At 71.4% G+C, this 21,989-nt stretch carries 20 protein-coding genes; 10 read left to right on the top strand and 10 right to left on the bottom strand.

The annotated features are described in order from the left end of the window. Window positions 1–203: 203 nt before the first annotated feature. Together ACIRJT_RS35265 and pepN are read right to left on the bottom strand one after the other, a co-directional pair. Complete coding sequence (locus ACIRJT_RS35265) at window positions 204–1,283, bottom strand: hypothetical protein (RefSeq protein WP_403917678.1); 1,080 nt, start codon at window positions 1,281–1,283, stop codon at window positions 204–206. Between the two features lie 273 nt (window positions 1,284–1,556). After that, the gene (pepN, locus tag ACIRJT_RS35270) at window positions 1,557–4,160 is read right to left on the bottom strand and encodes an aminopeptidase N (RefSeq protein ID WP_403917681.1); all 2,604 of its coding nucleotides are present in this window, start codon (window positions 4,158–4,160) and stop codon (window positions 1,557–1,559) included. 163 nt (window positions 4,161–4,323) lie between these two features. Between pepN and ACIRJT_RS35275 the strand changes: the two genes are divergently transcribed. Next, the gene (locus ACIRJT_RS35275; RefSeq protein WP_403917684.1) at window positions 4,324–4,974 is read left to right on the top strand and encodes a DsbA family protein; all 651 of its coding nucleotides are present in this window, start codon (window positions 4,324–4,326) and stop codon (window positions 4,972–4,974) included. Window positions 4,975–5,320: 346 nt separating this feature from the next. Then, a complete protein-coding gene (locus ACIRJT_RS35280; RefSeq protein WP_402094675.1) occupies window positions 5,321–5,668 on the top strand; it encodes a VOC family protein in 348 nt (115 codons plus the stop codon). Window positions 5,669–5,693: 25 nt separating this feature from the next. Here ACIRJT_RS35280 and ACIRJT_RS35285 read toward each other — a convergent pair whose 3' ends face one another. Beyond that, the gene (locus ACIRJT_RS35285; protein ID WP_403917687.1) at window positions 5,694–7,142 is read right to left on the bottom strand and encodes an NCS2 family permease; all 1,449 of its coding nucleotides are present in this window, start codon (window positions 7,140–7,142) and stop codon (window positions 5,694–5,696) included. 336 nt (window positions 7,143–7,478) lie between these two features. Between ACIRJT_RS35285 and ACIRJT_RS35290 the strand changes: the two genes are divergently transcribed. Then, window positions 7,479–8,105 (top strand): XRE family transcriptional regulator, encoded by a 627-nt coding sequence (locus tag ACIRJT_RS35290; RefSeq protein WP_403917690.1) that lies wholly within the window; start codon window positions 7,479–7,481, stop codon window positions 8,103–8,105. A gap of 40 nt (window positions 8,106–8,145) precedes the next feature. Here the strand turns inward: ACIRJT_RS35290 and ACIRJT_RS35295 are convergent, their stop codons facing one another. Next, window positions 8,146–9,060, bottom strand: coding sequence for an NAD(P)-dependent oxidoreductase (locus ACIRJT_RS35295; protein WP_403917692.1), 915 nt, complete (start codon window positions 9,058–9,060; stop codon window positions 8,146–8,148). A gap of 59 nt (window positions 9,061–9,119) precedes the next feature. On the opposite strand from ACIRJT_RS35295, the gene ACIRJT_RS35300 reads away from it, so the two are divergent. Further along, complete coding sequence (locus tag ACIRJT_RS35300) at window positions 9,120–9,554, top strand: MerR family transcriptional regulator (RefSeq protein WP_403917694.1); 435 nt, start codon at window positions 9,120–9,122, stop codon at window positions 9,552–9,554. Here ACIRJT_RS35300 and ACIRJT_RS35305 read toward each other — a convergent pair. After that, on the bottom strand, window positions 9,527–10,306 hold the full coding sequence (locus ACIRJT_RS35305) for an SDR family NAD(P)-dependent oxidoreductase (protein ID WP_403917696.1): 780 nt from the start codon (window positions 10,304–10,306) through the stop codon (window positions 9,527–9,529). The genes ACIRJT_RS35300 and ACIRJT_RS35305 overlap by 28 nt on opposite strands. A 366-nt stretch (window positions 10,307–10,672) precedes the next feature. Between ACIRJT_RS35305 and ACIRJT_RS35310 the strand changes: the two genes are divergently transcribed. The 3 genes from ACIRJT_RS35310 (at window position 10,673) to ACIRJT_RS35320 (ending at window position 12,711) form a co-directional block, all read left to right on the top strand. Beyond that, the gene (locus ACIRJT_RS35310) at window positions 10,673–10,987 is read left to right on the top strand and encodes a hypothetical protein (protein WP_403917698.1); all 315 of its coding nucleotides are present in this window, start codon (window positions 10,673–10,675) and stop codon (window positions 10,985–10,987) included. 203 nt (window positions 10,988–11,190) lie between these two features. Next, on the top strand, window positions 11,191–11,940 hold the full coding sequence (locus ACIRJT_RS35315) for a hypothetical protein (RefSeq protein WP_403917701.1): 750 nt from the start codon (window positions 11,191–11,193) through the stop codon (window positions 11,938–11,940). 261 nt (window positions 11,941–12,201) lie between these two features. After that, window positions 12,202–12,711 (top strand): SUKH-3 domain-containing protein, encoded by a 510-nt coding sequence (locus ACIRJT_RS35320; protein ID WP_403917704.1) that lies wholly within the window; start codon window positions 12,202–12,204, stop codon window positions 12,709–12,711. A 57-nt stretch (window positions 12,712–12,768) separates the two neighbouring features. On the opposite strand, the gene ACIRJT_RS35325 is transcribed toward ACIRJT_RS35320, so the two are convergent. Next, complete coding sequence (locus tag ACIRJT_RS35325; protein WP_403917707.1) at window positions 12,769–13,431, bottom strand: CatB-related O-acetyltransferase; 663 nt, start codon at window positions 13,429–13,431, stop codon at window positions 12,769–12,771. Window positions 13,432–13,474: 43 nt separating this feature from the next. On the opposite strand from ACIRJT_RS35325, the gene ACIRJT_RS35330 reads away from it, so the two are divergent. Beyond that, window positions 13,475–13,732: a hypothetical protein gene (locus ACIRJT_RS35330; RefSeq protein WP_403917709.1), complete on the top strand. Its 258-nt coding sequence runs from the start codon at window positions 13,475–13,477 to the stop codon at window positions 13,730–13,732. Between the two features lie 132 nt (window positions 13,733–13,864). On the opposite strand, the gene ACIRJT_RS35335 is transcribed toward ACIRJT_RS35330, so the two are convergent. Further along, a complete protein-coding gene (locus ACIRJT_RS35335) occupies window positions 13,865–14,506 on the bottom strand; it encodes a superoxide dismutase (protein ID WP_018959211.1) in 642 nt (213 codons plus the stop codon). 328 nt (window positions 14,507–14,834) lie between these two features. Here ACIRJT_RS35335 and tkt point away from each other — a divergent pair, with 328 nt between their 5' ends. After that, entirely contained in the window at window positions 14,835–17,057 is a 2,223-nt protein-coding gene (gene tkt, locus ACIRJT_RS35340; protein ID WP_403917712.1) for a transketolase, read from the top strand. Window positions 17,058–17,123: 66 nt separating this feature from the next. Then, the gene (locus tag ACIRJT_RS35345; RefSeq protein WP_403917715.1) at window positions 17,124–17,795 is read left to right on the top strand and encodes a Dps family protein; all 672 of its coding nucleotides are present in this window, start codon (window positions 17,124–17,126) and stop codon (window positions 17,793–17,795) included. Window positions 17,796–17,825: 30 nt separating this feature from the next. Here the strand turns inward: ACIRJT_RS35345 and ACIRJT_RS35350 are convergent, their stop codons facing one another. From ACIRJT_RS35350 to ACIRJT_RS35360, 3 genes are all read right to left on the bottom strand, one after another. Then, the gene (locus ACIRJT_RS35350) at window positions 17,826–19,061 is read right to left on the bottom strand and encodes an epoxide hydrolase family protein (protein ID WP_403917717.1); all 1,236 of its coding nucleotides are present in this window, start codon (window positions 19,059–19,061) and stop codon (window positions 17,826–17,828) included. Window positions 19,062–19,150: 89 nt separating this feature from the next. Further along, window positions 19,151–20,221: a glycerophosphodiester phosphodiesterase family protein gene (locus ACIRJT_RS35355; RefSeq protein WP_403917719.1), complete on the bottom strand. Its 1,071-nt coding sequence runs from the start codon at window positions 20,219–20,221 to the stop codon at window positions 19,151–19,153. 256 nt (window positions 20,222–20,477) lie between these two features. After that, window positions 20,478–21,944: an amino acid permease gene (locus ACIRJT_RS35360; RefSeq protein ID WP_403917722.1), complete on the bottom strand. Its 1,467-nt coding sequence runs from the start codon at window positions 21,942–21,944 to the stop codon at window positions 20,478–20,480. Window positions 21,945–21,989 lie beyond the last annotated feature (45 nt).

The raw sequence follows: 21,989 nt of genomic DNA on the forward strand, positions 1-21,989 counted from the left end.
AGGTCAAACAGTGCGCCCGTGGCACCTGATGGCGCAGTTGGCGGCCGCTGTGGTCCGGACCAGGGGTGTCGGTGGCCGATGCCGGACGGGTCGGTGGCCGGGAACAGTCGTGGCCCCGGGGCCGGTCGCCCCGTGGTTCCGGGCCGACCGCAGCGCCTTCGCGGCCCGCCTTCCCGGCCGGCCCCTTCACACCGCCGCCCCGCTCAGCGCGGCAGCACCATCACATACGCCGCCGGCTCCCGGTCGGCCGCCGCCATCAGCGCCGTCCGCACCACCGTCGCCTGCTGGTCCGCCGCCTCCCGCAGCTTCCTCGGCGTGAGGTGGACGACCGTGACCCCGAGCCGCTCCAGACGCTCACGCTTCGCGGCGTACGTCGACCACTGCGGGTCCTCCTCCGCCCGGCCTCCGCGCCCGGGCGCGCCGTACCCGGGCGCGCCGTACCGGGGCGCCCGGGCGTCCAGCTCCACCGCCACCGCCTGGTCGGGCCAGTAGGCGTCGACCCCGCCGAGCAGGGGCCCGCCCGGCAGTCGCAGCTCCACGTTCCACAGCGGCTCCGGCAGCCCGTGCTCGCGCACCATCGCGTACAGCCGCGCCTCCGCCACCGCCCGCCCCTCGGCCAGCAGCGCATCGACCGCGCCCACCACGGCGGGCCGCCCCAGCAGCTTCGCCTCGCTCAACTCCCGTACCACGGCAGCCGGCTCGCAGTGCCGGTCACGGACCGCCTCGGTCAGCAGTCGGCGGACGGCCGCCGCCTCGGCCGTGCCCGCCACCGCGTCCGCCAGGGCCCGCTCCACCGGTGCCACGGGCACCTCGCCCACCCGCGCCGCGCTCGGCATCGAGGCGGTCCGCAGCACCTCCACGAACCGGGTGGACCGCAGCCGCCGGGTGCGCGGGACCAGCACGTCGATCCGGTGCAGCGCCGCCACGTCCCCGGCCGCCGCGAAGCCGTACAGCGCGAGCGCGGCGATCCCGGTGACCATCGACTCGCCGTACCCCGCGTCCGCCGGGCCCGCCGGAGCGCGCCGCGCGGAGGCCGGCGGCCGCCCCGCGTAGAGCAGCGCTCCGTGCAGCCGCTCCCGGCCGGTGGGCGGGCCCGGGTGCAGCAGATAGACCCCCGGCAGCAGGTGCTGCCACGGGCCGCCGGGCAGGCACTGGGCGGACGTCTGCGCCGCGGACACGCCCCGCGCCCTCAACTGCGCGGCGGACAGGACGCGGTGCGCCACGTCCTCGGGGTGGAGGGGGTGGAGGGGGCGGCGGGGGGAGAGCGGGGTGTTCTGGGTCATGTCCCGGGGTTTCCCGCCCGTGGAGGGTGCCCTAACCCCTGTTACACGCCCGTCGACAATCCCGGACAACGCCGTCCTAAAGTACGAACGTTCGACAACCGAAAAGGGCCGTCGCGCCGGGAATCGGGAGCGGGGCGACTCGGGCGGGTGTACGAGCGCCGCTTTCACGCCGCACGCACGCCTCGCCCGAGCGCCCCCTCAAGCATCCCGCCCGAGCGCTCCCTCACGCGTCCCGCCCGACCCACCGGCGACGGGGGGCGGGCGGGGCGGGCCCTACGCCGCTGCCCGGTCGCACTCCTGGCCGCGCAGCGCCCGCGCGAGATCGTCCCGGGCCTCCAGCACCAGCCGCCGCAGCGCCGGAGCGGCGTTCTCGTGCTCGCCCAGCCAGGCGTCGGTCGCCGCGAGGGTCGCGGGGCTGTCCTGGAGGCCGGGGAACATCCCCCGCACCACGTGCATGCCGATCTGGATGGACCGCTCCGCCCAGACCCGCTCGATCACCTCGAAGTAGCGGCTCGCGTACGGGGCGAGCAGCTCCCGCCGGGAGGGCTGCCCGAAGCCGGAGATCGTCGCCTCGACCAGCGCGTTGGACAGCTTGTCCGACTCCACGACCGCCGCCCACGCCTGCGCCTTGACCGCCTCCGAGGGGCGCGAGGCCAGGCACCGCACGTGGTGGCGCTTGCCGGAGGCCGTGTCGTCGCGGGCCAGCTCGGCGTCGATCGCCGCCTCGTTCGCCACCCCGTGGGAGGCCAGCGGGGAGAGGAAGGCCCAGCGCAGCTCCTGGTCGACGTCGAGACCGTCGATCCGGGCCGTGCCCTCCAGCAGCCCGCCCAGCAGCAGGAAGTCCTCCTCGGACGAGGCGACCGCCGCGAAGAAGCGGGCCCAGGTCAGCTGGTGCTGGCTGCCCGGCCCGGCGCTCCGCAGTTCGTGCAGCGCACCGTCGGCCAGCGCCCGGCCCCCCTCCTCGCGCCAGTCGGGGGCCGCGTAGTTGACCAGTGCGGACTGCGCCCAGGCGTGCAGCATCTGGAGGACCCCGATGTCGCTCTCCCGCCCGGCGTGCGCCAGCACCAGCGCGACGAAGTCGCGGGCCGGCATCAACGCGTCCCGGGTCAGGTTCCACAGGGCCGACCAGCACAGGGCACGGGCCAGCGGGTCCGTGATCGCGCCCAGGTGGTCGCGCAGCGTGGCCAGCGAGCCCTCGTCGAAGCGGACCTTGCAGTAGGTGAGGTCGTCGTCGTTGACCAGGATCAGATCGGGCCGCTCGGAGCCGGCCAGGGCGTCCACCACGCTCCGCTCACCGGCCACGTCCACCTCGGCGCGCGCGTAACGCGTCAGCTCCCCCTCCGGCGTACGCCGGTACAGGCCGACCGCGACGCGGTGCGGGCGCAGCTCCGGGTGCGAGGCGGCGGCCTCCTGGACGACGGCCAGCTCGGCCAGCTTCCCGTCCGCGTCGTACGTGGGCACGGGGGTGAGCACGTTGACGCCCGCCGTCTGGAGCCAGGAGCGCGACCAGGCCGTCATGTCGCGGCCGGACGTCTCGGCCAGCACCGACAGCAGGTCGCCCAGGCGCGTGTTGCCGTAGGCGTGGCTCTTGAAGTAGCGCCGGGCGCCTTCGAGGAACGCGTCGCGCCCCACGTACGCCACCAGCTGCTTGAGCACGGACGCGCCCTTGGCGTACGTGATCCCGTCGAAGTTCAGCTTGGCGTCCTCCAGGTCACGGATGTCCGCCGTGATGGGGTGGGTGGAGGGCAGCTGGTCGGCGCGGTAGGCCCACGCCTTGCGGTTGTTGGCGAAGGTGATCCAGCCGTTGGTGAAGCGGGTCGCCTCGACCATCGAGAAGGAGCCCATGAAGTCCGCGAAGGACTCCTTCAGCCACAGGTCGTCCCACCACTCCATGGTGACCAGGTCGCCGAACCACATGTGCGCCATCTCGTGCAGGATGACGTTGGCGCGCCGCTCGTAGGCCGCCGAGGTGACCTTGCCGCGGTAGATGTACTCCTCGCGGAAGGTGACCATGCCCGGGTTCTCCATGGCCCCGAGGTTGTACTCGGGCACGAACGCCTGGTCGTACTTCCCGAAGGGGTACGGGTAGTCGAAGTGGTCGTGGAAGAAGTCCAGGCCCTGCTTGGTGATCAGGAAGACGTCGTCCGCGTCGAAGTGCTTCGCGAGCCCCTTGCGGCACATCGCGCCGAGCGGGATCTCCACCGTGGTGCCGTCGTCGAACGTACGGCTGTAGTGATCGCTGACGTAGTGGTAAGGACCGGCGACGACGGCCGTGATGTAGGTGGAGATCGGCTTCGTCTCGGCGAACGTCCACACCCCGGCCTCGTGCGACTCCTCGGCCCCGTTGGACCAGACCCGCCAGCCTTCGGGGGCGGCCACCCGGAAGCGGTAGGGGGCCTTGAGGTCGGGCTGTTCGAAGTTGGCGAAGACGCGGCGGGCGTCGGCCGGCTCGTACTGCGTGTAGAGGTAGACCTCGCCGTCCTCCGGGTCGACGAAGCGGTGCATGCCCTCGCCGGTCCTGCTGTACGCGCAGCGGGCGTCGACCACGAGCGTGTTCTCGCCCTCGACGAGCTCGTCCAGCGCCACCCGCGTCCCGTCGAACACGACGGCCGGGTCGAGGGCCGTCCCGTTCAGCGCCACCGCGTCCACCCCCGGGGCCACCAGGTCGGCGAAGGTCGAGGCGCCCGCACGGGCCGAGCGGAACCGGATCGTGGTCAGCGAACGGAAGGTCCGCGGACCGGACTCCCCGTCGCCCCCGTCGGCCCCCTCGGGCTCGCCGGCGGCGGACCGCAGGTCGAGCTCGACCTCGTATCCGTCGACGGTCAGCAGCTCGGCCCTCTTCTGGGCCTCGTCGCGGGACAGGTTTTCACCGGGCACGGGCACTCCTTCGTGACGCGCGTCATGTGTCGTGTTCGAACCCATTGATCCTTGCATGCGTCTTCGCGTGGCTCCCGTGCGGGGAATGGGAGCCACGCGGGAGGCGTTCTCGCCCGCAGGCGGAGCACGCCCTTCTGTGGAACACGCCCTTCTGAGGAGAGACATGTCCGAGAACACCCCGGCCGACGGCAGGACCCCGGTCGATTTCTGGTTCGACCCCCTCTGCCCCTGGGCGTGGATGACCTCGCGCTGGATGCTGGAAGTGGAGAAGGTCCGCGACGTCGAGGTCCGCTGGCACGTGATGAGCCTGGCCGTCCTGAACGAGGACAAGCTGGACGAGCTGCCCGAGGAGTACCGCGACCTGCTGGAGAACAAGGCCTGGGGTCCGGTCCGGGTCGTCGTCGCCGCCCAGCAGCTCCACGGCGACGCGGTCGTCGGCCCGCTCTACACCGCGCTCGGCACCCGCTTCCACAACAACGGCGAAGGCCCCACCCGCGAGGCCGTCGCCGCCGCGCTGAAGGACGTCGGCCTGCCCGCCGACCTCGCCGAGTACGCCGACTCCGACCGTTACGACACCGAGCTGCGGGCCTCCCACAAGGAGGGCATCGACAAGGTCGGCCAGGAGGTCGGCACCCCGGTCATCGCCGTTCCCGGCGCGGACGGCGAGCAGATCGCCTTCTTCGGCCCGGTCGTCACTCCCGCGCCCAAGGGCGAGGAGGCGGCGAAGCTCTGGGACGGCACGCTGCTGGTCGCCTCCATCCCGGGCTTCTACGAGATCAAGCGGACCCGGACGCAGGGCCCGATCTTCGACTGACGCCGGTCGGGCCGGTGGCCGCGCGTATCCGCACGGGGGACGATGACCCCATGCGGATACGGGCGGGCGAGGCGGTCGAAGCCGCCGCACTGACCGAACTGGCCCTCCGATCGAAGGGCCGGTTCGAAGCGGAGTCGGCTTCACCCGTCTCACCATCGACGCCGACCCGAACGCGGAGCGGTTCTACCGGGCCATGGGCGCGGTCCGGATCGGCGTCACCCCGTCCGGCTCCATCCCGGGCCGCGAACTCCCGCTGCTGGAGGTCGCGCTGGCCCGAGGGCTGCCGACAACGGGCCGGGTGCCTGCTTCCGGCCCGTTGTCAGTGGTGCGTCGTACGGTGAGGAGCATGCGCATCTCACCGGAAATGATCACGATCGACTGTGCCGATCCCCAGGCCCTGGCCGCTTGGTGGGCCGAGGCGCTGGGCGTCGAGGACACACAGGACTACGACGCCTTCGTCGTCCTCGCGGCGACCCCGCTGGTCCTCGGCTTCCAGCGGGTGCCCGAGCCCAGGGCCGCGAAGAACCGGGTGCACGTCGACTTCTCCTCGCCCGACCGCCCGGCCGACGTGGAGCGCCTGGCGAAGCTGGGCGCGACCGTCGTCGGCGAGCAGTCGATGCAGGGGATGTCCTGGACCGTCCTCAGGGATCCGGAGGGCAACGAGTTCTGCCTCTCCGACGCCGGGAGCCACTGACCCGGACCGCCCCGGGCCCCGGCGCCTACTTGAGACCGAGGATCTGCTCCAGCGGGTCGATGATGAAGTAGACCAGGAAGAGCGCGGCGGTGCCCCACAGCAGCCAGTGGACTTCGCGCGCCTTGCCCAGGCACGCCTTGATGATCACGTAGGCCACGAAGCCCGCGCCGATGCCGTTGGTGATGGAGTAGGTGAACGGCATGACGACGATGGTGAGGAAGGCCGGGATGGCGACGTCGTAACGGTCCCAGTCGATGTGCTTGACCTGGGTCATCATCAGGAATCCGACCACGACGAGCGCGGGCGCCGCCGCCTGCATCGGCACGATCGTCAGGACCGGCGTGAGGAAGAGGGCGAGCGCGAACAGCCCGCCCGTGATCACGTTGGCGAAGCCGGTACGGGCGCCTTCGCCGACACCCGCGGCGGACTCGATGTACGTGGTGGCCGACGACGAGGACGCGGCGCCACCGGCGACGGCGGCGGCGCCGTCGATGAGCAGGACGCGGCCGAGGCCGGGCACCTGACCCCGCTCGTCGAGGAGCCCGGCCTCCGCCGTGACACCCACGACCGTGCCCATCGTGTCGAAGAAGTCGGACAGGATGAGGGTGAAGATGAGCAGGATGACCGTCAGAACACTGACCTGACCGAACGACCCGAACAGGTCGAACCGGCCCAGCAGCCCGAAGTCGGGCGCGGCGACGGGGTTGCTGGGAATCGAGGGCGAGGTCAGTCCCCAGGACTTGATGCGGGCGAACTCGTTGATGACGATGGCGACGACGGTCATCAGGACGATGCTGATGAGGATCGCGCCCTTGACCTTCCGGGCGACCAGCACGATCGTCAGGAGCACACCGAGGCAGAAGACGAGCATCGGCCACCCGGTGAGCGTGCCGGTGCCGAGCTGGACGGGCACGGTGGAGTTCGCGGCGTCCGGGATGCGGGTGACGAACCCGGCGTCCACGAAGCCGATGAAGGCGATGAACAGACCGATGCCGACGCTGATGGCCTGCTTGAGGGGCTGCGGAATGGCGTGCATGATCGCCTCGCGCAACCCGGTCATCACCAGAACGCAGATCAGCAGCCCTTCGAGCACGATGAGGCCCATCGCGTCGTCCCAGCCCATCAGGGGAGCGATCTGGTACGCGACGACGGCGTTGATGCCCAGGCCCGCCGCCAGGGCCAGCGGCAGATTTCCGCCCACACCCATGATCAGCGTCATCACCGCGGCGACCAGAGCGGTGGCGGTGACCAGCTGCACGTTGTCCAGCTGCTTGCCGAACTTGTCCTCGGCCCCGCCGAGGATGATCGGGTTGAGCACCAGGATGTATGCCATCGTGAAGAACGTGGCGAATCCGCCGCGTATCTCCTGGAGATAGGTCGAACCGCGCTCGCTGATGCGGAAGAACCGGTCGACGGCGCCCCCCGATCCGTCTGGCTTCGCGTCGAGCGGCGGGCTGGTCGTACTGGGGTGCATGACGGAGTCTCCTGAGCCTGCGAATGATGGGGAAGGGGAGGTGCGCCGGTGCTGCCCGAAGAGAGCGGCGGGCGCTGTGCGAACGCACATGCGGCACCTTGCGAGCGGATCATACGCGGCGACGACGGGATCGCAACTACCCGCGTAGAGCGTGTAGTTGGTCCCTTTTCGGCCCTGTGGCTTCCTACGGAATCAGCGGCGACCTTTTCCGCCAAATCGGCAGGCAGCCGACAGTGGGTATGGAAGTCTCGGTGACAGCACCCCTACGCTCCGTATGTGCACCCTCCACTCCCTTTCAACGCGCGGGCAGCGCGCGCCCTGCGCGAGAAACTCGGGATGGCACCCGGTCATGTCGCCTACGGCATGCGCGCGTCCTTCGGCACGTCACACGTCGGTCCCGAGCATGTGATCGCGTGGGAGCGCGGGACCCATGTGCCGGACGCGACGGAGTTCACCGCCCTGGCGGGCGCGTTGTGGTGTCGGCCCAGTGAACTCATGGGCCATCCACGCACCTTGCTCGAACACCGCATCGCGCGCGGCGTCTCGGCCGAGGAGGTCGCGCGCGCCACCGGCCTCACCCTCGACGCGTATCTGTCCATGGAGGAGGCCGGCCTGTGGACCGGCGACAAACGGCAGTCCGTCAAGCTCGGCGAGGTCCTCGCCCTCCCTCCGCGTGACTTCATCGCCATCACCAGGCTGGAGGAGGAGCTGGCCCGCCTCCTCACCGAGGCGGTCTCCACGCGCTGGCAGGCGCACATCCGCGACATCGCGAAGCTCGTCTCCATGGAGCGCCGCGACCTGAAGAGCCCCCTGTCCACCATGCACCAGGAGTACCAGGGCCTCCTGGCGGCCACCCTGAGCCGGGCCGGCGGCACCACGGCGTCCGGCGAGGACGGGCGCCGCTACATCGAGGACATCGTCGACCACTTCTGGACCCGGCTGCCGGGGTCCTCCCGGGAGTAGCCCGGCGGGGGCTCCCGCGACCCGCCGGGTCCCGCCGTCGCTACCGCGCGTCCGGCTCCGCCGCCTTCTTGAGGACCTCGAACACCGCCAGGTAGTTGGACCCGCCGTGGCCGTCCCTGATGGCCTGTGCCGCGATCTCCCGCATCAGTCGCGGCTGCCCGGCGTGCACGCCCTGCTCCTCACAGGTGAGGGCGATGTGCTCCAGCGCGTTCAGGTTCATGTGCAGGGTGCCCAGGTCGCCCGGGTAGTGGCCCGCGTCCAGATCCGGTGCCTGCTCGACGAGGGTCGCGTCCACCACCGTGGGCAGGAACCAGTTCACCGCGAGGTCGGCGAACTCCGAGGCCGGTACGCCCGCCGAGCCGACCAGCGCGGTGGCGTGCAGGAAGCCGTTCATCGTCGCGTACATCAGGCCGAGCAGCGCCGCGTTGTGGAGCACCGCGAGCCCGGGGTCGGAGCCGAGGTGCCGGGGGTCGCCCAGGCACGCCAGCGTGGCCCGGTGGGCGTCGAAGACCTCGCGCGGACCGCTGAAGAGGAAGACGGATCCGGCGTCCCCGACGAGGGGCGGCGGCACCATGACCGCGCCGTCCAGGTAGCCGGCGCCCCGCTCGGCCGCCCAGGAGGCCGCCTCGTGCGCCTCCTTCGGCGTACCGGAGTTGAGGTTGACCAGGGTCCGGCCCGCCGCCGCGCCGCCGACGGGATCGAGCACCTCGTACAGCGTCGCGTAGTCCTTGAGGCAGACGACGGTGAGAGGGCTCGCGGCCATGGCGTCGGCCGCGGACTTCGCGAGCAGCGCGCCCCGGGCGACGAGATTCTGGGCCTTTTCCGGGGTGCGGTTCCAGACGGTGGTGGGATGGCCGTTCTTCAGGAGGGCGCCGGCGAGCGCGAGGCCCATGGGGCCGAGGCCGATGACGGTAACGGGGTTGTCCTGCGGGCGTGTTGAAGGCTTGTGCGTCATGCGGAATAGGCTGCTGTCTCACACCGGTGTGAGAGTCAATCGAATGTGGTGGTCGTCATATGCGCATGGGGGAGTTCTCCCGACGGACAGGCGTCAGCCAGCGTTTGCTGCGCTACTACGAGGAGCAGGGCCTGCTGAGCCCGGCCCGCCGCCCGAGCGGCTACCGCGAGTACGAGGAAGCGGACGTCGTGACCGTGCGGGGCGTGCGCATGCTGCTGGCCGCCGGTCTCAACACGGCCGTCATCGCCGAGCTGCTGCCCTGCATGGTCGACGAGGGCCGCATCCTGGAGCCGGCCTGCTCCAGCATGCTCCCCGACCTGCACCGCGAACGCGCGCGCATCGACGAGGCCGCCGCCGCCCTCCTGGCCGCCCGTGACCGGCTGGACGCGCTGATCGAGCTGACGGCGCAGGAGGGCGTGACCGACGAGGAGGCGTGCGCGGCGGCCGGGCGTGTGACGAGCGGTGATCACCCGGTCGTCGGCGGTCCGAGGTAGGTACCGCCGGAGGCATCGATGGCCTGGCCGGTTATCCAGCGCCCCCGCGGCCCCGCCAGGAACCCCACCACGTCGGCGATGTCCTCCGGCAGGCCCATCCGCCCGAGCGCGGTGATCGACTCCAGCGCGGCCACCGCTTCGGGAACGTCGGCGTAGGCGCCGATCATGTCGGTCAGCACCACTCCGGGTTCGACCGTGTTCACGGTGATCCCTCGTCGGCCCAGTTCGTTGGCGAGCGACGGGCCGAGAGCCGCCAGCGCCGCCTTGCTGACGGTGTAGCCGATCTGGAGGGGATTGGCGATCCGGGTGGCGGCCGAGCCGATGTTGACGATCCGCCCGCCGTCCCGCAGCAGCGGCAGCGCACGCTGGACGACGAAGACCGGCGTGCTCACGTTGATCGCCAGTACCCGCGCGAACTCCTCCTCGGTGAGCTGCCCGATCGACGTGGCCGAATGGATGCCCGCGTTGTTGACCAGGATGTCCAGGCCGTCCACGCCGTGGTCCTTGAGCCCGGTGGCCAGCCCCTCGAACAGCCGGTCCACCGCCCCGCTCCCGCCGAACAGGGCCCGCACCGCGAAGGCCCTGCCGCCGGCCTCGACGATCCGCCCCACGGTCTCGGAGGCTGCCGCCTCGTTGCCGCCGTAGTGGACCGCGACCAGCGCCCCCTCGGCGGCGAGCCGCAGGGCGACCGCCCTCCCGATGCCCCGCGAGCCGCCTGTCACCAGTGCGGTCCGGCCGTCCAGTTCCCCCATGATCGCCTCTCCGCTCGCGATGACCGGGCTCCTGGCCGGACCCGGGAACGATTCAGCCCAGGCGGCCGCGACGCAGCGCGGTGGTGGATGCGCCGAAACGTCAAGGGCCGTGGTCGCCACTGGTGTTGTCGCCCTCGGATGCGGGGCGCTGGACCTCACCGTGGATGTGCTGGGTGATGAGATCGCCGAGCGGGTCGGTCACGGAGAAGGAGTGCGGGCCGGAGTGGTGGTCGAAGTACGCGCACGAGGTGACGGCGCGGGCTTTGCCCGGAGACGGGATCGGGTCAGCGCGCTCGGACGCGCCGTGACGTCCGGTGCGGCGGCGCGAAGGGCATCTCGCCGTACAGCACCTGGCAGAATCCCGCCATGGTTCGGAAGAAGCTCGACGCGCTCTCGCGGATAGTTGCCGAGTGCAGGGCCATGCCGTTTCCCGAGGGGTTCCGCGGCTTGGACATTGAGGACCAGGACATGGTCATGCTCGACGCGGACACCGCCGGCTACGTCTCCCGCGTGCTCGTGGGCCCGCTCCCCGAACCGGCCCGTGAAGGCTTGCTCAGGTTGGTGGGAGTGTTCGAGAAGGTGCTTCCGGCGATCAGCGACGAGTATGCGAGGAAGTACTACACGCGTGCACGCGACGCGGCCGCGCTGGCTGCCGAGATCGAAGCCGTGCGCGACAAGTAGTGCCCTGGCGGGAGGCGTTCGCCGGGCCGGTGGTCGCGAGGGCAGCAGGTCCGGTGACGTCCGGCCTACGCTCTCGGAGCACTGGGCGTTCGCGGTGCCGTGTCGTAGCGGGTCGCGAGCCCTCGCCGGGTTCCCCCGCGCGGCGGAGGCGGATCATCACGCGGGAGGACGTGCCGGGCCGTGCGGCGCGCGAGATTCGGGGTATGACGACGACGGATCCCACCCCGCCGGACACCCACGTGCCGCCACCGGCCCGGCCGCCGGTCCCGCCGCCCCCGCGCTGGGCGGTCCGTGCCGCTCGGGTCGCGGCGTGGTCGACGGTTCCCTCCGGGCTGTGGCGCGTCGCGCTCGTGCTCGGGGTGCCGGTCGGGGTGATGGAGCGCGAGGAGTTCCTCGCCGGGTTCCCGGACAACTCCCCGCTGCTCGCCCTCGCTTACGTCCTGCTGCTCGGCGCGGTCGCCGAGGCCGCCTCGTACCTCACGCTCGGCCTGGTGCGGCCCTGGGGGGAGGTGGTGCCGCGCTGGATTCCGCTTCTCGGCGGGCGCCCGGTCAAGGCCGGGCTCGCGGTCCTCGCCGCCTCCCTGGGGGCCCTCACGGTCACCTTTCTGTGGTGGGTCCTCTTCTTCGGCGGACTGCTCACCGCCGACAGTCCGGACCCCGGCGTCTCGGCCGGTGAAGCCCTCTTCGTCGCCGCCTACGCGCCCCTCCTGCTGTGGGGCCCGCTCCTGGCGGCGGTGACCTGGTCGTACCACCGCCGCTTCCACCCCGTACGGACCGTGCCGGAGTCCGGCCGACAGCACCGCACCTTGTGTGCTGGTCGACCCGGAACTGCTCGGGCCCGAGTCAAGGGCTGTCCCGTAGGAATGCAGGCCCGGCCCGGCGACGTTTCTCGATCCGGTGTTCCGCGCGCAGACGAGCGAGGAGCTCGCGAGAGTCACCCGCCGGATCGGTGAAGAACCGGCAGTGCGGCCCCTACGCGAACCGGAGAGACGAACATGGCTACAGCGCGGGAGCAGCCGGCCAGAGCCGAGGCCCGTGCCGCCCACGCCGACGACAGCGCGATCGCGTTCGAGCAGCCGGCCACCGCACTCTGCCCGGACTCAACCATGGCGCCGTCGTCATTACCCCGAGGAGAATCGCCCCGTAGCGCATCGAGTTCATCAAGGGATGAGCTTGTCGTCTCAGCGGTTCGGCAACCTGGAATGAGAGTGAAGATGTCCCTGCTTTCCACGGCCGAAGAAGTGGACGCGTGGCTGACAGAAGCCGGGTGGTATCCAGGGCGGGATGCCGCACGGGAGGCTGCGGAGGCTGTCGCGACGGTGACCGGCCGTTACCGCGCCTACGGAGTGGACATCGAGCCCTCGGCGGCGGCGCTCGCCTTCATCCGGGAGCATGTCTCTCTCCGGGCGGTCATCGACACCGCTCCGGAGAACGTCGCCGTCCTCACTCCGCACCTCGTGTTCAAAGGTGACGCCGCCGAGATCGCCGAACTGGCCGGGGAGCTCGGCGTCACGCTGTTCCCGGTCGGTTACGACACGTACGACGGATCCACCGTTCTCATGGATGAATCCGGCCGGTTCTTCCTCTCCCATCATGCTGGTTCCTACTATCTGGGAAGCGAAAAGTACGAAGCCCTGATGAGTCTTATGTCCAGCGAAATGGATGACGCCGAGGACTACTTCGTCCGTGTGCCGCCGCTCTGGCCGGGCACCCGCGCGCGCTGACCGGTTGCCGGTTGCCGGGGGCCGGGGGCCGGGGGCTTGAGCCCACCCGCTCCGCCCCTACCCGACCACGCCCGGTGCCGCCGCCTCCAACTCCGCCACCGTGCCCGACATCACCGTACGGATATGGTGCGTCAGGTGGTCCGCCGGCCAGTCCCACCAGGCCACCGCCAGCAGGCGCCCGATGTCCGCCTCCTCGTACCGGGTGCGGATCAGGCGAGCCGGGTTGCCGCCGACGATGCCGTAGTCCGGGACGTCCGAGACCACCACGGACCGTGAGCTGACGATCGCGCCGTGCCCGATGCGGACACCCGGCATGATCACGGCCTCGTAGCCGATCCAGACGTCGTTGCCGATCACCGTGTCGCCCCGGTCGGGCAGGCCCGTCAGCAGGTCGAAGTGGTCGGCCCAGGAGCCGCCGAGCGTCGGGAACGGGAACGTGGACGGCCCGTCCATCCGGTGGTTGGAGCCGTTCATGATGAACCGCACCCCGGTGCCGAACGCGCAGAACTTCCCGATCACCAGGCGCTCCGGACCGTAGTGGTAGAGCACGTTGCGGGTCTCGAACTCCGTGGCGTGCTCGGGGTCGTCGTAGTACGAGTAGTCCCCGGCCTCGATCAGCGGCGAGGTGACCAGGGGCCTCAGCTGCACCACGCGCGGCTGGCCGGGCATCGGGTGCAGGACGGTGGGGTCGGCCGGTACGGGCGCGGGGGCAGAAGTCATGGGGTCGCTTCCGGGGAGGGTGCGGGGGTACGGGCGGACGGGCGTGGATCATCGTGGCATCCGGGCCCGATGGGCCGCGGGCATTTTCCCGCCGGCCGTGTACCGGGACGGGCTGCCGGGCCCCGCCGACCGCTACGATCCCGCCCGCGCCGCCACCGGTCTGCGTGCCCTCGCCACGGATCCGGGCCTCGTCCGGGCCGCGGCCCGCCGTCAGCTTCCGGGCGTCCACGCCGCCGATCCGCAGCAGGCGGACCCCGGCCACCGCATGGGTGCACGTTCGGCCCATGAGCTGACCAGCTGAACAGCAGCCATGGGAGAGCCCCCGCGAGTCATGTCCTCGCGGGGGCTCTCCGTCCATCCGCCTGCCGTGTGAAGGTTGAGAAGACGATCACGAGGCAGGACGCCTGTGGTGGTGCGGCGTGCGGGTGTCCGGTCAGGGGGCGAGCAGCAGTACGTCCGCGCGCTCCTTGGCGGCGGCGTAACGCTTCGCCACGTCCTGCCAGTTGACGACCCGCCACATCGCCTCGATGAAGTCCACCTTCTGGTTCTTGTACTGCAGGTAGAAGGCGTGCTCCCAGGCGTCGAAGACGAGGACCGGGACCGAGCCCTGGCCGACGTTGCCCTGGTGGTCGTAGACCTGCTCGACGATCAGCTTGCCGCTCACGGGCTCGTACGCGAGCACGCCCCAGCCGGAACCCTGGGTGGTGGCCGCGGCCTTCGTCAGCTGGGACTTGAAGCCCGCGTAGGAGCCGAAGGACTCGGTGATCGCGTCGGCGAGGTCGCCCACGCCGTCCGCCGCGAGGGGCTCGCCGCCGCCGTCGCCGGTCATGTTGTGCCAGTAGATCGAGTGCAGGATGTGGCCGGAGAGGTGGAACGCGAGGTTCTTCTGGAGGCCGTTGATCGCGCCCCAGGCTTCCTTGTCGCGGGCCTCTTCCAGCTGCTCCAGGGTGTCGTTCGCGCCCTTGACGTACGCGGCGTGGTGCTTGTCGTGGTGCAGCTCGATGATCTGCGGGTTGATGACCGGTTCGAGCGCCGCGTAGTCGTACGGGAGTTCCGGGAGCGTGTACGTGGCCATGATGCGAGCCCTCCGACTGCTGGGAATGCCGTCCAGTTGTTATTGCAAGCTATACGCAAGAGCAGGCTAACAGCAGGAGTGTCCGCGAAGTGATCAGCCCTTCGGCCTAGGACTCGCGGCGCTGCCCCTCCACTTCCTCCCTCCTCCTCCGGTTTACGCGGTAAAGGTGGTTTGCTCCCTTTCGGTGCTACGCGATTCCGGGCCGCGCACACCGCCGCGCGTTTGTTTCCGTCGTTCCGGGGGACCCGGCCGAACAGCCGGGCGGCTCGGGGCCGGACCGCGGTCGAGCCGCCTGCCGCACGCCCGCCCCACTGATCAGGAGGACTTGATGGCACCCGCCGAAACGCCGAACGGCCCGAACGACGGCCGCGACCCGCGACTGGCCCCGCCCCTCGCGGACGCGGCGGGCTGGGGGCCGCTCGACGTCCGTGCCGTCGACACCGTGCGGGTGCTGGCCGCCGACGCCGTGCAGAAGGCCGGCCACGGCCACCCGGGCACCGCGATGAGCCTGGCCCCGCTGGCGTACCTGCTGTTCCAGCAGGTGATGCGGCACGACCCGGCAGACGACCAGTGGCTCGGCCGGGACCGCTTCGTGCTGTCCTGCGGCCACTCCAGCCTCACCCTCTACATCCAGCTGTACCTGAGCGGCTACGGCATGGAGCTGGCGGATCTGGAGGCGCTGCGCACCTGGGGTTCCGCCACGCCCGGCCACCCGGAGTACCAGCACACCCGGGGCGTCGAGATCACCACCGGACCGCTCGGGCAGGGGCTGGCCTCGGCCGTCGGCATGGCCATGGCGGCCCGCCGTGAGCGCGGCCTCCTCGACCCCGACGCGCCGGCCGGCACGAGCCCCTTCGACCACCACGTGTACGTCGTCGCCTCCGACGGCGACCTGATGGAGGGCGTGACGTCCGAGGCCAGTTCACTGGCGGGACACCAGGAGCTCGGGAATCTCATCGTCTTCTACGACTCCAACCACATCTCCATCGAGGACGACACCGACATCTCCTTCAGCGAGGACGTCACCGCCCGCTACGCCGCGTACGGCTGGCAGGTCCAGACGGTCGACTTCACCCGGACCGGCGACTACGTCGAGGACGTCGACGCCCTGCTCGCCGCCGTCGAAGCCGCGAAGAGCGAGCGCGGCCGGCCCTCCCTGATCCTGCTGCGCACGATCATCGGCTGGCCCGCGCCCACCAAGCAGAACACCGGCAAGGCCCACGGCTCCGCGCTCGGCGACGACGAGGTCGCCGCCACCAAGAAGCTGCTCGGCTTCGACCCGGACGCCGACTTCACCGTCGAGAACGACGTGCTGAGGCACGCCCGGGCGGTCCGCGAGCGCGGCGCCGAGGCGCATCGCGCCTGGGAGCCCGGCTACCAGCGGTGGCGCTCCGACCACCCCGAGCGCGCCGAACTCCTCGACCGGCTGCGCGAACAACGGCTTCCGGAGGGCTGGACCGACAGTCTGCCCGTCTTCGACGCCGACCCCAAGGGCATCGCCACCCGCAAGGCGTCCGGCGACGTGCTCACCGCCCTGGCGCCCGTGCTGCCCGAGCTGTGGGGCGGCTCGGCCGACCTCGCGGGGAGCAACAACACCACGATGGAGGGCGAGCCGTCCTTCGTGCCGGAGAGCAAGCAGACCGGCGAGTTCCCCGGCGACCCCTACGGCCGTACGCTCCACTTCGGGATCCGCGAGCACGCCATGGGCGCGATCCTCAACGGCATCGCGCTCCAGAGCCTCACCCGCCCCTACGGCGGTACGTTCCTGATCTTCAGCGACTACATGCGCCCGGCCGTCCGCCTCGCCGCCCTGATGAAGCTCCCGGTCACCTACGTCTGGACCCATGACTCCATCGGCCTGGGCGAGGACGGCCCCACCCACCAGCCCGTCGAGCAGCTCGCCGCCCTCCGGGCGATCCCCGGCCTCGACGTCGTACGGCCCGCCGACGCGAACGAGACGGCCGTGTGCTGGCGCACCGTCCTGGAGCACCACGACCGGCCCGCCGGCCTCGCCCTCACCCGGCAGCCGCTGCCCGTCCTGGAGCGGGGGGACCGGGGATACGCGGCCGCCGCCGGGGCCGCCCGGGGCGGGTACGTACTCGCCGACTGCCGCGAAGGGAAGCCCGACGTGATCCTCGTCGCCACCGGGTCGGAGGTCCACATCGCCCTGGAGGCACGCGAGTTGCTGGAGGCCGAGGGGCACGACGCGCGCGTGGTCTCCATGCCCTGCCGTGAGTGGTTCGCCGAGCAGCCCCACCCCTACCAGGACGCGGTGCTGCCGCCCGACGTACGGGCCCGGGTGAGCGTCGAGGCCGCCGTCGCCCAGGGCTGGCGCGACGTGGTGGGGGACGCGGGCCGCATGGTGAGCCTGGAGCACTTCGGCGCGTCCGCCGCCTACGAGCGCCTGTACGAGGAGTTCGGCATCACGCCCCGCGCGGTCGCCGACGCCGCACGGGAGAGCATCCGCGCGGCGGCGGTCGGACCTGTGCGGCCCGGCGGGGAGCGCCCCGGCGCGGCCCCGACCGAGGGCGGCACGGGAGACGTCGGCTGAGCGGCCTCACGCCCCACCACCACCCATCACCACCACCGCCGTTGTTCACCCCGCAAAGGAGCCCCCATGTCCCCCGCACGCACCCCCCGCTACACCGTTCCCGGCCTCGGCGTCGACGAGGGCCGACAGGTCATCGACCTCCTGACGCTGCGTCTGCACGCGCTCAACGACCTCGCGCTCACGCTCAAGCACATCCACTGGAACGTTGTCGGGCCGCACTTCATCGCGGTCCACGAGATGCTCGACCCACAGACCACCGCCGTACGGGACATGGCCGACGCCGCCGCCGAGCGGATCTCCGCCCTCGGCGGCGAGCCGAACGGCACCCCGGGCGCCCTGGTCAGGGAGCGGACCTGGAACGACTACAGCGTCGGGCGCGCCGACGCCATCGCCCACCTCGGCGCCCTGGACCTCGTCTACACGGGCGTCATCGAGGGCCACCGCGAGGCGGTCGAGAAGGCCGGCGAGATCGACCCCGTCACCGAGGACCTGCTCATCGAGCACCTGCGCGGCCTGGAGCAGTTCCAGTGGTTCGTCCGGGCCCACCTGGAGTCCGGCTCCGGCACCCTGTCGAACGCCGGCGCCGACACCGAGGAAGCGGCCGCCGAGGCCGCGTCCCCGAAGCGGGCCGTCGCCAAGCGCACCCCCGCCAAGAAGACGGCGCTGCCCGCCCCGGCGAAGAAGACCGCCAAGAAGGCGGTCAAGAAGACCACGGCGAGCAAGCGCACCACCCGCTGACGAAACCCGGCAGGCCCTGGACGGGATCGTTCAGGGCCTGCGGCCGCGGAAGGTGCGGCGCAGGTCGCTCACCCACGCGTCGGGGTTCTCCCAGGGGATGAAGTGGCCGCCGTGGTCGTGGGCCTTGACGTTGACGTGGTTGAACCAGTCGGCCTGCGGGCCGTTCTCGAACGCCCGCACGCGCTCGTCGGCGGTGTGGACGCCGGGCGGGTTCTCGTAACGGACGAGGGTGAGGCCCACCGGGGCCTGCACGACCGGGGTGCGGTCGTGGGCCGGGGTCCAGGGGTAGCGGTTGGCGTTGGCGTAGTAACGCATCGACGTGGCGATGGAGTTGTTGACCCAGTAGATCGTGGCGTGGGTCAGCAGGTCGTCCCTGCTGAAGACGGACGAGAGGTCGCCGCCGTTGTCGCTCCAGGCGTTCCACCGCTCCAGCAGCCAGGCGAGCAGCCCGGCGGGGGAGTCGCTGAGCCCGTGGGCCAGAGTGGCGCCGTCGAGCATGTGCACGGCGAGGTGCGGGGCCCAGCGGCGGTCCTGCTCGACGATGCGGGCGCGGACGTCCGCGGGCTGGTCGTCGGTGAGGGGCCGGTTCCGGGCGAAGTCCCAGGCGCGGGGGCCGGTGAAGAAGTCGAGCGGCAGCCCGGAGCCGATGTGGATGCCGTACAGCTCGTCGGCGTACTTGTGGCCGAGCTGGCTGGAGACGATCCCGCCGATGTCGCAGCCCCCGGCGGCGTACTTCCCGTATCCCAGCGTCTCGGTCATCAGGGTGTGCCAGAGGTCGGCCACCTTCCAGAAGTTGACGTCCGGAAAGCCGGTGAGCGGGCCGGGGAAACCGAAACCGGGCAGGGACGGCACGATGACGTCGAACGCGTCGGCCGGGTCACCGCCGTACGCCGCCGGGTCGGCGAGGGGGCCGATCACCTTCGACCAGTGCCAGAACGTCCACGGCCAGCCGTGGGTGAGGATCAGCGGGACCGGGCGGGGGCCCCGGCCGGGCTCGCGCATGAAGTGCACCGGGACGCCGTCGACGCTCACCCGGTACTGCTCGTGGGCGTTGATGGCCGCCTCGGCCGCACGCCAGTCGTAGCCGTCGCGCCAGTGGGCGACCAGCTCGCGCAGACAGCTGTCCGGAACGCCGTAGGACCCGTCCTCGTTCCCCTCGTCCAGGGGCGATCGGGTCAGTGCGAGACGGGCGCGCAGGTCGTCGAGGACCTCGTCCCTCACGCGTATCGGGGTGGGCTCCAGGGGGAAGACGTGCGGGGCGGTCATGGCGTGGTCCCTTCCGGGCAGGCGGATGCGCTGTCACCCGGACGTTTCCACATCGGCCCCGCCCCGCGCGGCCGGAACATCCGCGGGCGCTACCGCCGCAGGTCGTCCCTGGCCTGTGCCGCGAGGTCCGGGAAGTCCGTCACCACCGCGTCCACGCCCTGCCCGTAGTGGAAGGCGTACTCGGCGAACGCGTCGCCGAAGGCGGTGGGCGCGCTGCCCCGCCGGTACGCGGCCGGGAGGTACTGGTTCTCCGCCCGGAAGGTGTACGCGCCGACCTTCAGGCCCGACGCGTGGGCGTCCGCCAGCAGGGTGCTCGGCGGGACGAGCGAGGACTTGTCCGGGCCGATCCACTGTGCGTACGAGGCGATCTCGCGGAGCCCGGCCGGGGTCATCATGTCCCGGTAGGCGACCCCGTGCCCGTACGGTCCGCCGCTCGTGCCCAGCGCCTGCCACAGCGGCAGACCGAGGCGGGCCGCGGCCACCCGGCGCAGGCTCGCGGGCTCGAAGGACTGGACGACGCAGTCCCGGGCGGTCAGCCGGTTCCGGCGGATCACCCGGATCAGCTCCTCCTCCAGCGGCAGCCCGATCGAGCGGAAGTACGTCGGATGCTTCGTCTCCGGGAATACCGCGATCCGCCGGCCCGACTCCCGGGACAGCCGCCGGGCGAGGTCGATCACCTCCTGGAAGGTCATCACCGAGCCCCGCCCGTCGAAGACCGTGTTGCGGTCGCGGACCAGCGGAAGCCGTTCCACCGTGCGCAGCGTCCTCAGCTCGCGCAGGTGGAAGTCCTCGGTGAACCAGCCGGTCACCGCCTTGCCGTCGACGGTCTTCGTGGTGCGGCGGTCCGCGAACTCGGGGCGGCCGGCGACGTCCGTCGTCCCGCCGATCTCGTTCTCGTGCCGCACGACCAGGACGTGGTCCTTCGTCGGCACGAGGTCCGGCTCGATCCAGTCGGCCCCGGCCCGTACGGCATAGGTGTACGCGTCGGCGGTGTGCTCGGGCCGCCAGCCCGCCGCCCCGCGATGGCCGATGACCAGGGGGCCCGGAGGGCGGTGGGGCCGGCGCCCGGCGGAGGGGGCGGCGACGGCCGGGGCGGTGGCCGCGGCGGTGACGGCGGCGGTGGCCAGGAGGATCGAACGACGCCTGGGGGCAACGGACATGACGGCTCCTCGGGTGGGTGGAGCCACCACGGAAGCGAGGGCGGATGACGGCCCGGCGTACGGCACCCGGCCCTGCGATGTCCTGTTGGTCACGGGTGCACGCAGCGCCGGAACCACACACCGGAACGCCGGACGCCGAAACGCCGGGCTCCGCCCCGATCGTACGAGGAGGAGCCCGGCGTTCGTAGAGGTCGTGCGGGAACCGCTGCCGTGAGGCGTGCGGGAGCCGGTGCCGTGAGGCGGTCGGGAACGGGAGCTACTTCCGCTGGGCCGGGATCCCGGCCGTGCCGTCGCCGCCGTCGCGGCCCGCGCCGTCGCCGCTCCGCCGCCGCTGACGTACGAGGCCGATGCCGATCAGCACCACGGTCAGGGCTCCCGTGGCCAGCAGTTGGTCCCGGGTGTCCGGCTGGCGCAGCATCAGCAGGAAGATGCCCACCATGGCCGCCAGGGCGACGATCGTGCCGACGGGGAAGAACCACATCCGCACGACCAGCTTCTCGGGCGCCTCCCGCTCGGTGCGGCCGCGCAGGATCAGCTGGGAGGCGGCGATGAAGATCCACACCACCAGGATCACCGCGCCGATCATGTTCAGCAGCCACGGGAAGACGTCGTCCGGCCGCCAGTAGCTGAGCAGCACGCACGCGAAGCCGAAGACCGAGGAGAACAGCACGGCGTTGCGCGGCACCCCGGAGGAGATCTTCCCGAGCACGGCCGGGCCCTGGCCCCGGGCGACCAGCGACCGGGCCATGCGGGACGCGCCGTAGATGTTGGCGTTCATCGCGGAGAGCAGGGCGATGAGGATGACCACGTTCATGATCTGCGCGGCGGACCCGATGCCCAGGTGGTCGAGCATCGCGTAGAACGGGCCGACCTCGGCGACCTTCGGGTCGTCCCAGGGGACCAGCGTGACGATGACCGCCATCGAGCCGATGTAGAACACCGCGATGCGCCACATCGCCGTACGGACCGCCTTCGCGACGCCCCGCACCGGGTTCTCCGACTCGGCCGCCGCGATGGTGACGGTCTCCAGGCCGCCGTACGCGAAGACGGAGGCGAGGAGTCCGATGATGAACCCGTCCATGCCCTTGGGGAGGAAGCCGCCGTCCCCTGTGAGGTTGGACAGGCCGGGCGCGTCCGTGTCGGGCAGCACGCCGAAGATCGCCAGCAGGCCGAGCACCAGGAACAGCGTGATCGCGATGACCTTGAGCGCGGCGAACCAGAACTCGAACTCGCCGAAGTTCTTCACGGCGGCCAGGTTCGTCCCGAGGAAGATCACCATGAACAGGGCGACCCACGCCCACTCGGGCGTCCCCGGCAGCCAGCCGCTGACGATCTGCGCGGCCCCGATGCCCTCCAGGCCCACGGCGACGCAGAGCAGGAACCAGAAGGACCAGCCCGCGGTGAACCCGGCCCACGGGCCGATCGCCCGCTCGGCGTGCACGGAGAAGGAACCGGACGCCGGATTGGCGGCCGACATCTCGCCGAGCATGCGCATCACCATCATGACGAGCAGCCCGGAGATGGCGTACGCGACGATGATCGAGGGGCCCGCCGCGGCGATCCCGGCGCCCGAGCCGACGAACAGCCCGGCGCCGATCACCCCGCCGAGGGCGATCATCGAGAGGTGGCGCTGTTTGAGACCGTGGGTCAGCGCGGAGTCCGCCGAGGGGCCGGCGGGGGCCGCGGAGTCAGCGGTGGGGGGAGACGCGGAGGTCCGATCCATGGACGGGCTCTGTTCGGTAGCTGAGACAAGGGGACGAACCCACAG

It is taken from the genome of Streptomyces sp. NPDC102283 (genome assembly GCF_044766265.1).
Classification (GTDB): domain Bacteria; phylum Actinomycetota; class Actinomycetes; order Streptomycetales; family Streptomycetaceae; genus Streptomyces.

Bases quoted from the DNA above. Each gene is read 5' to 3' on its own strand.
- ACIRJT_RS35265 (WP_403917678.1), bottom strand. From the start codon at position 1,283: ATGACCCAGAACACCCCGCTCTCCCCCCGCCGCCCCCTCCACCCCCTC.
- ACIRJT_RS35275 (WP_403917684.1), top strand. From the start codon at position 4,324: ATGTCCGAGAACACCCCGGCCGACGGCAGGACCCCGGTCGATTTCTGG.
- ACIRJT_RS35280 (WP_402094675.1), top strand. From the start codon at position 5,321: ATGCGCATCTCACCGGAAATGATCACGATCGACTGTGCCGATCCCCAG.
- ACIRJT_RS35285 (WP_403917687.1), bottom strand. From the start codon at position 7,142: ATGCACCCCAGTACGACCAGCCCGCCGCTCGACGCGAAGCCAGACGGA.
- ACIRJT_RS35290 (WP_403917690.1), top strand. From the start codon at position 7,479: ATGGCACCCGGTCATGTCGCCTACGGCATGCGCGCGTCCTTCGGCACG.
- ACIRJT_RS35295 (WP_403917692.1), bottom strand. From the start codon at position 9,060: ATGACGCACAAGCCTTCAACACGCCCGCAGGACAACCCCGTTACCGTC.
- ACIRJT_RS35300 (WP_403917694.1), top strand. From the start codon at position 9,120: ATGCGCATGGGGGAGTTCTCCCGACGGACAGGCGTCAGCCAGCGTTTG.
- ACIRJT_RS35305 (WP_403917696.1), bottom strand. From the start codon at position 10,306: ATGGGGGAACTGGACGGCCGGACCGCACTGGTGACAGGCGGCTCGCGG.
- ACIRJT_RS35310 (WP_403917698.1), top strand. From the start codon at position 10,673: ATGGTTCGGAAGAAGCTCGACGCGCTCTCGCGGATAGTTGCCGAGTGC.
- ACIRJT_RS35315 (WP_403917701.1), top strand. From the start codon at position 11,191: ATGACGACGACGGATCCCACCCCGCCGGACACCCACGTGCCGCCACCG.
- ACIRJT_RS35320 (WP_403917704.1), top strand. From the start codon at position 12,202: ATGTCCCTGCTTTCCACGGCCGAAGAAGTGGACGCGTGGCTGACAGAA.
- ACIRJT_RS35325 (WP_403917707.1), bottom strand. From the start codon at position 13,431: ATGACTTCTGCCCCCGCGCCCGTACCGGCCGACCCCACCGTCCTGCAC.
- ACIRJT_RS35335 (WP_018959211.1), bottom strand. From the start codon at position 14,506: ATGGCCACGTACACGCTCCCGGAACTCCCGTACGACTACGCGGCGCTC.
- tkt (WP_403917712.1), top strand. From the start codon at position 14,835: ATGGCACCCGCCGAAACGCCGAACGGCCCGAACGACGGCCGCGACCCG.
- ACIRJT_RS35345 (WP_403917715.1), top strand. From the start codon at position 17,124: ATGTCCCCCGCACGCACCCCCCGCTACACCGTTCCCGGCCTCGGCGTC.
- ACIRJT_RS35350 (WP_403917717.1), bottom strand. From the start codon at position 19,061: ATGACCGCCCCGCACGTCTTCCCCCTGGAGCCCACCCCGATACGCGTG.
- ACIRJT_RS35355 (WP_403917719.1), bottom strand. From the start codon at position 20,221: ATGTCCGTTGCCCCCAGGCGTCGTTCGATCCTCCTGGCCACCGCCGCC.
- ACIRJT_RS35360 (WP_403917722.1), bottom strand. From the start codon at position 21,944: ATGGATCGGACCTCCGCGTCTCCCCCCACCGCTGACTCCGCGGCCCCC.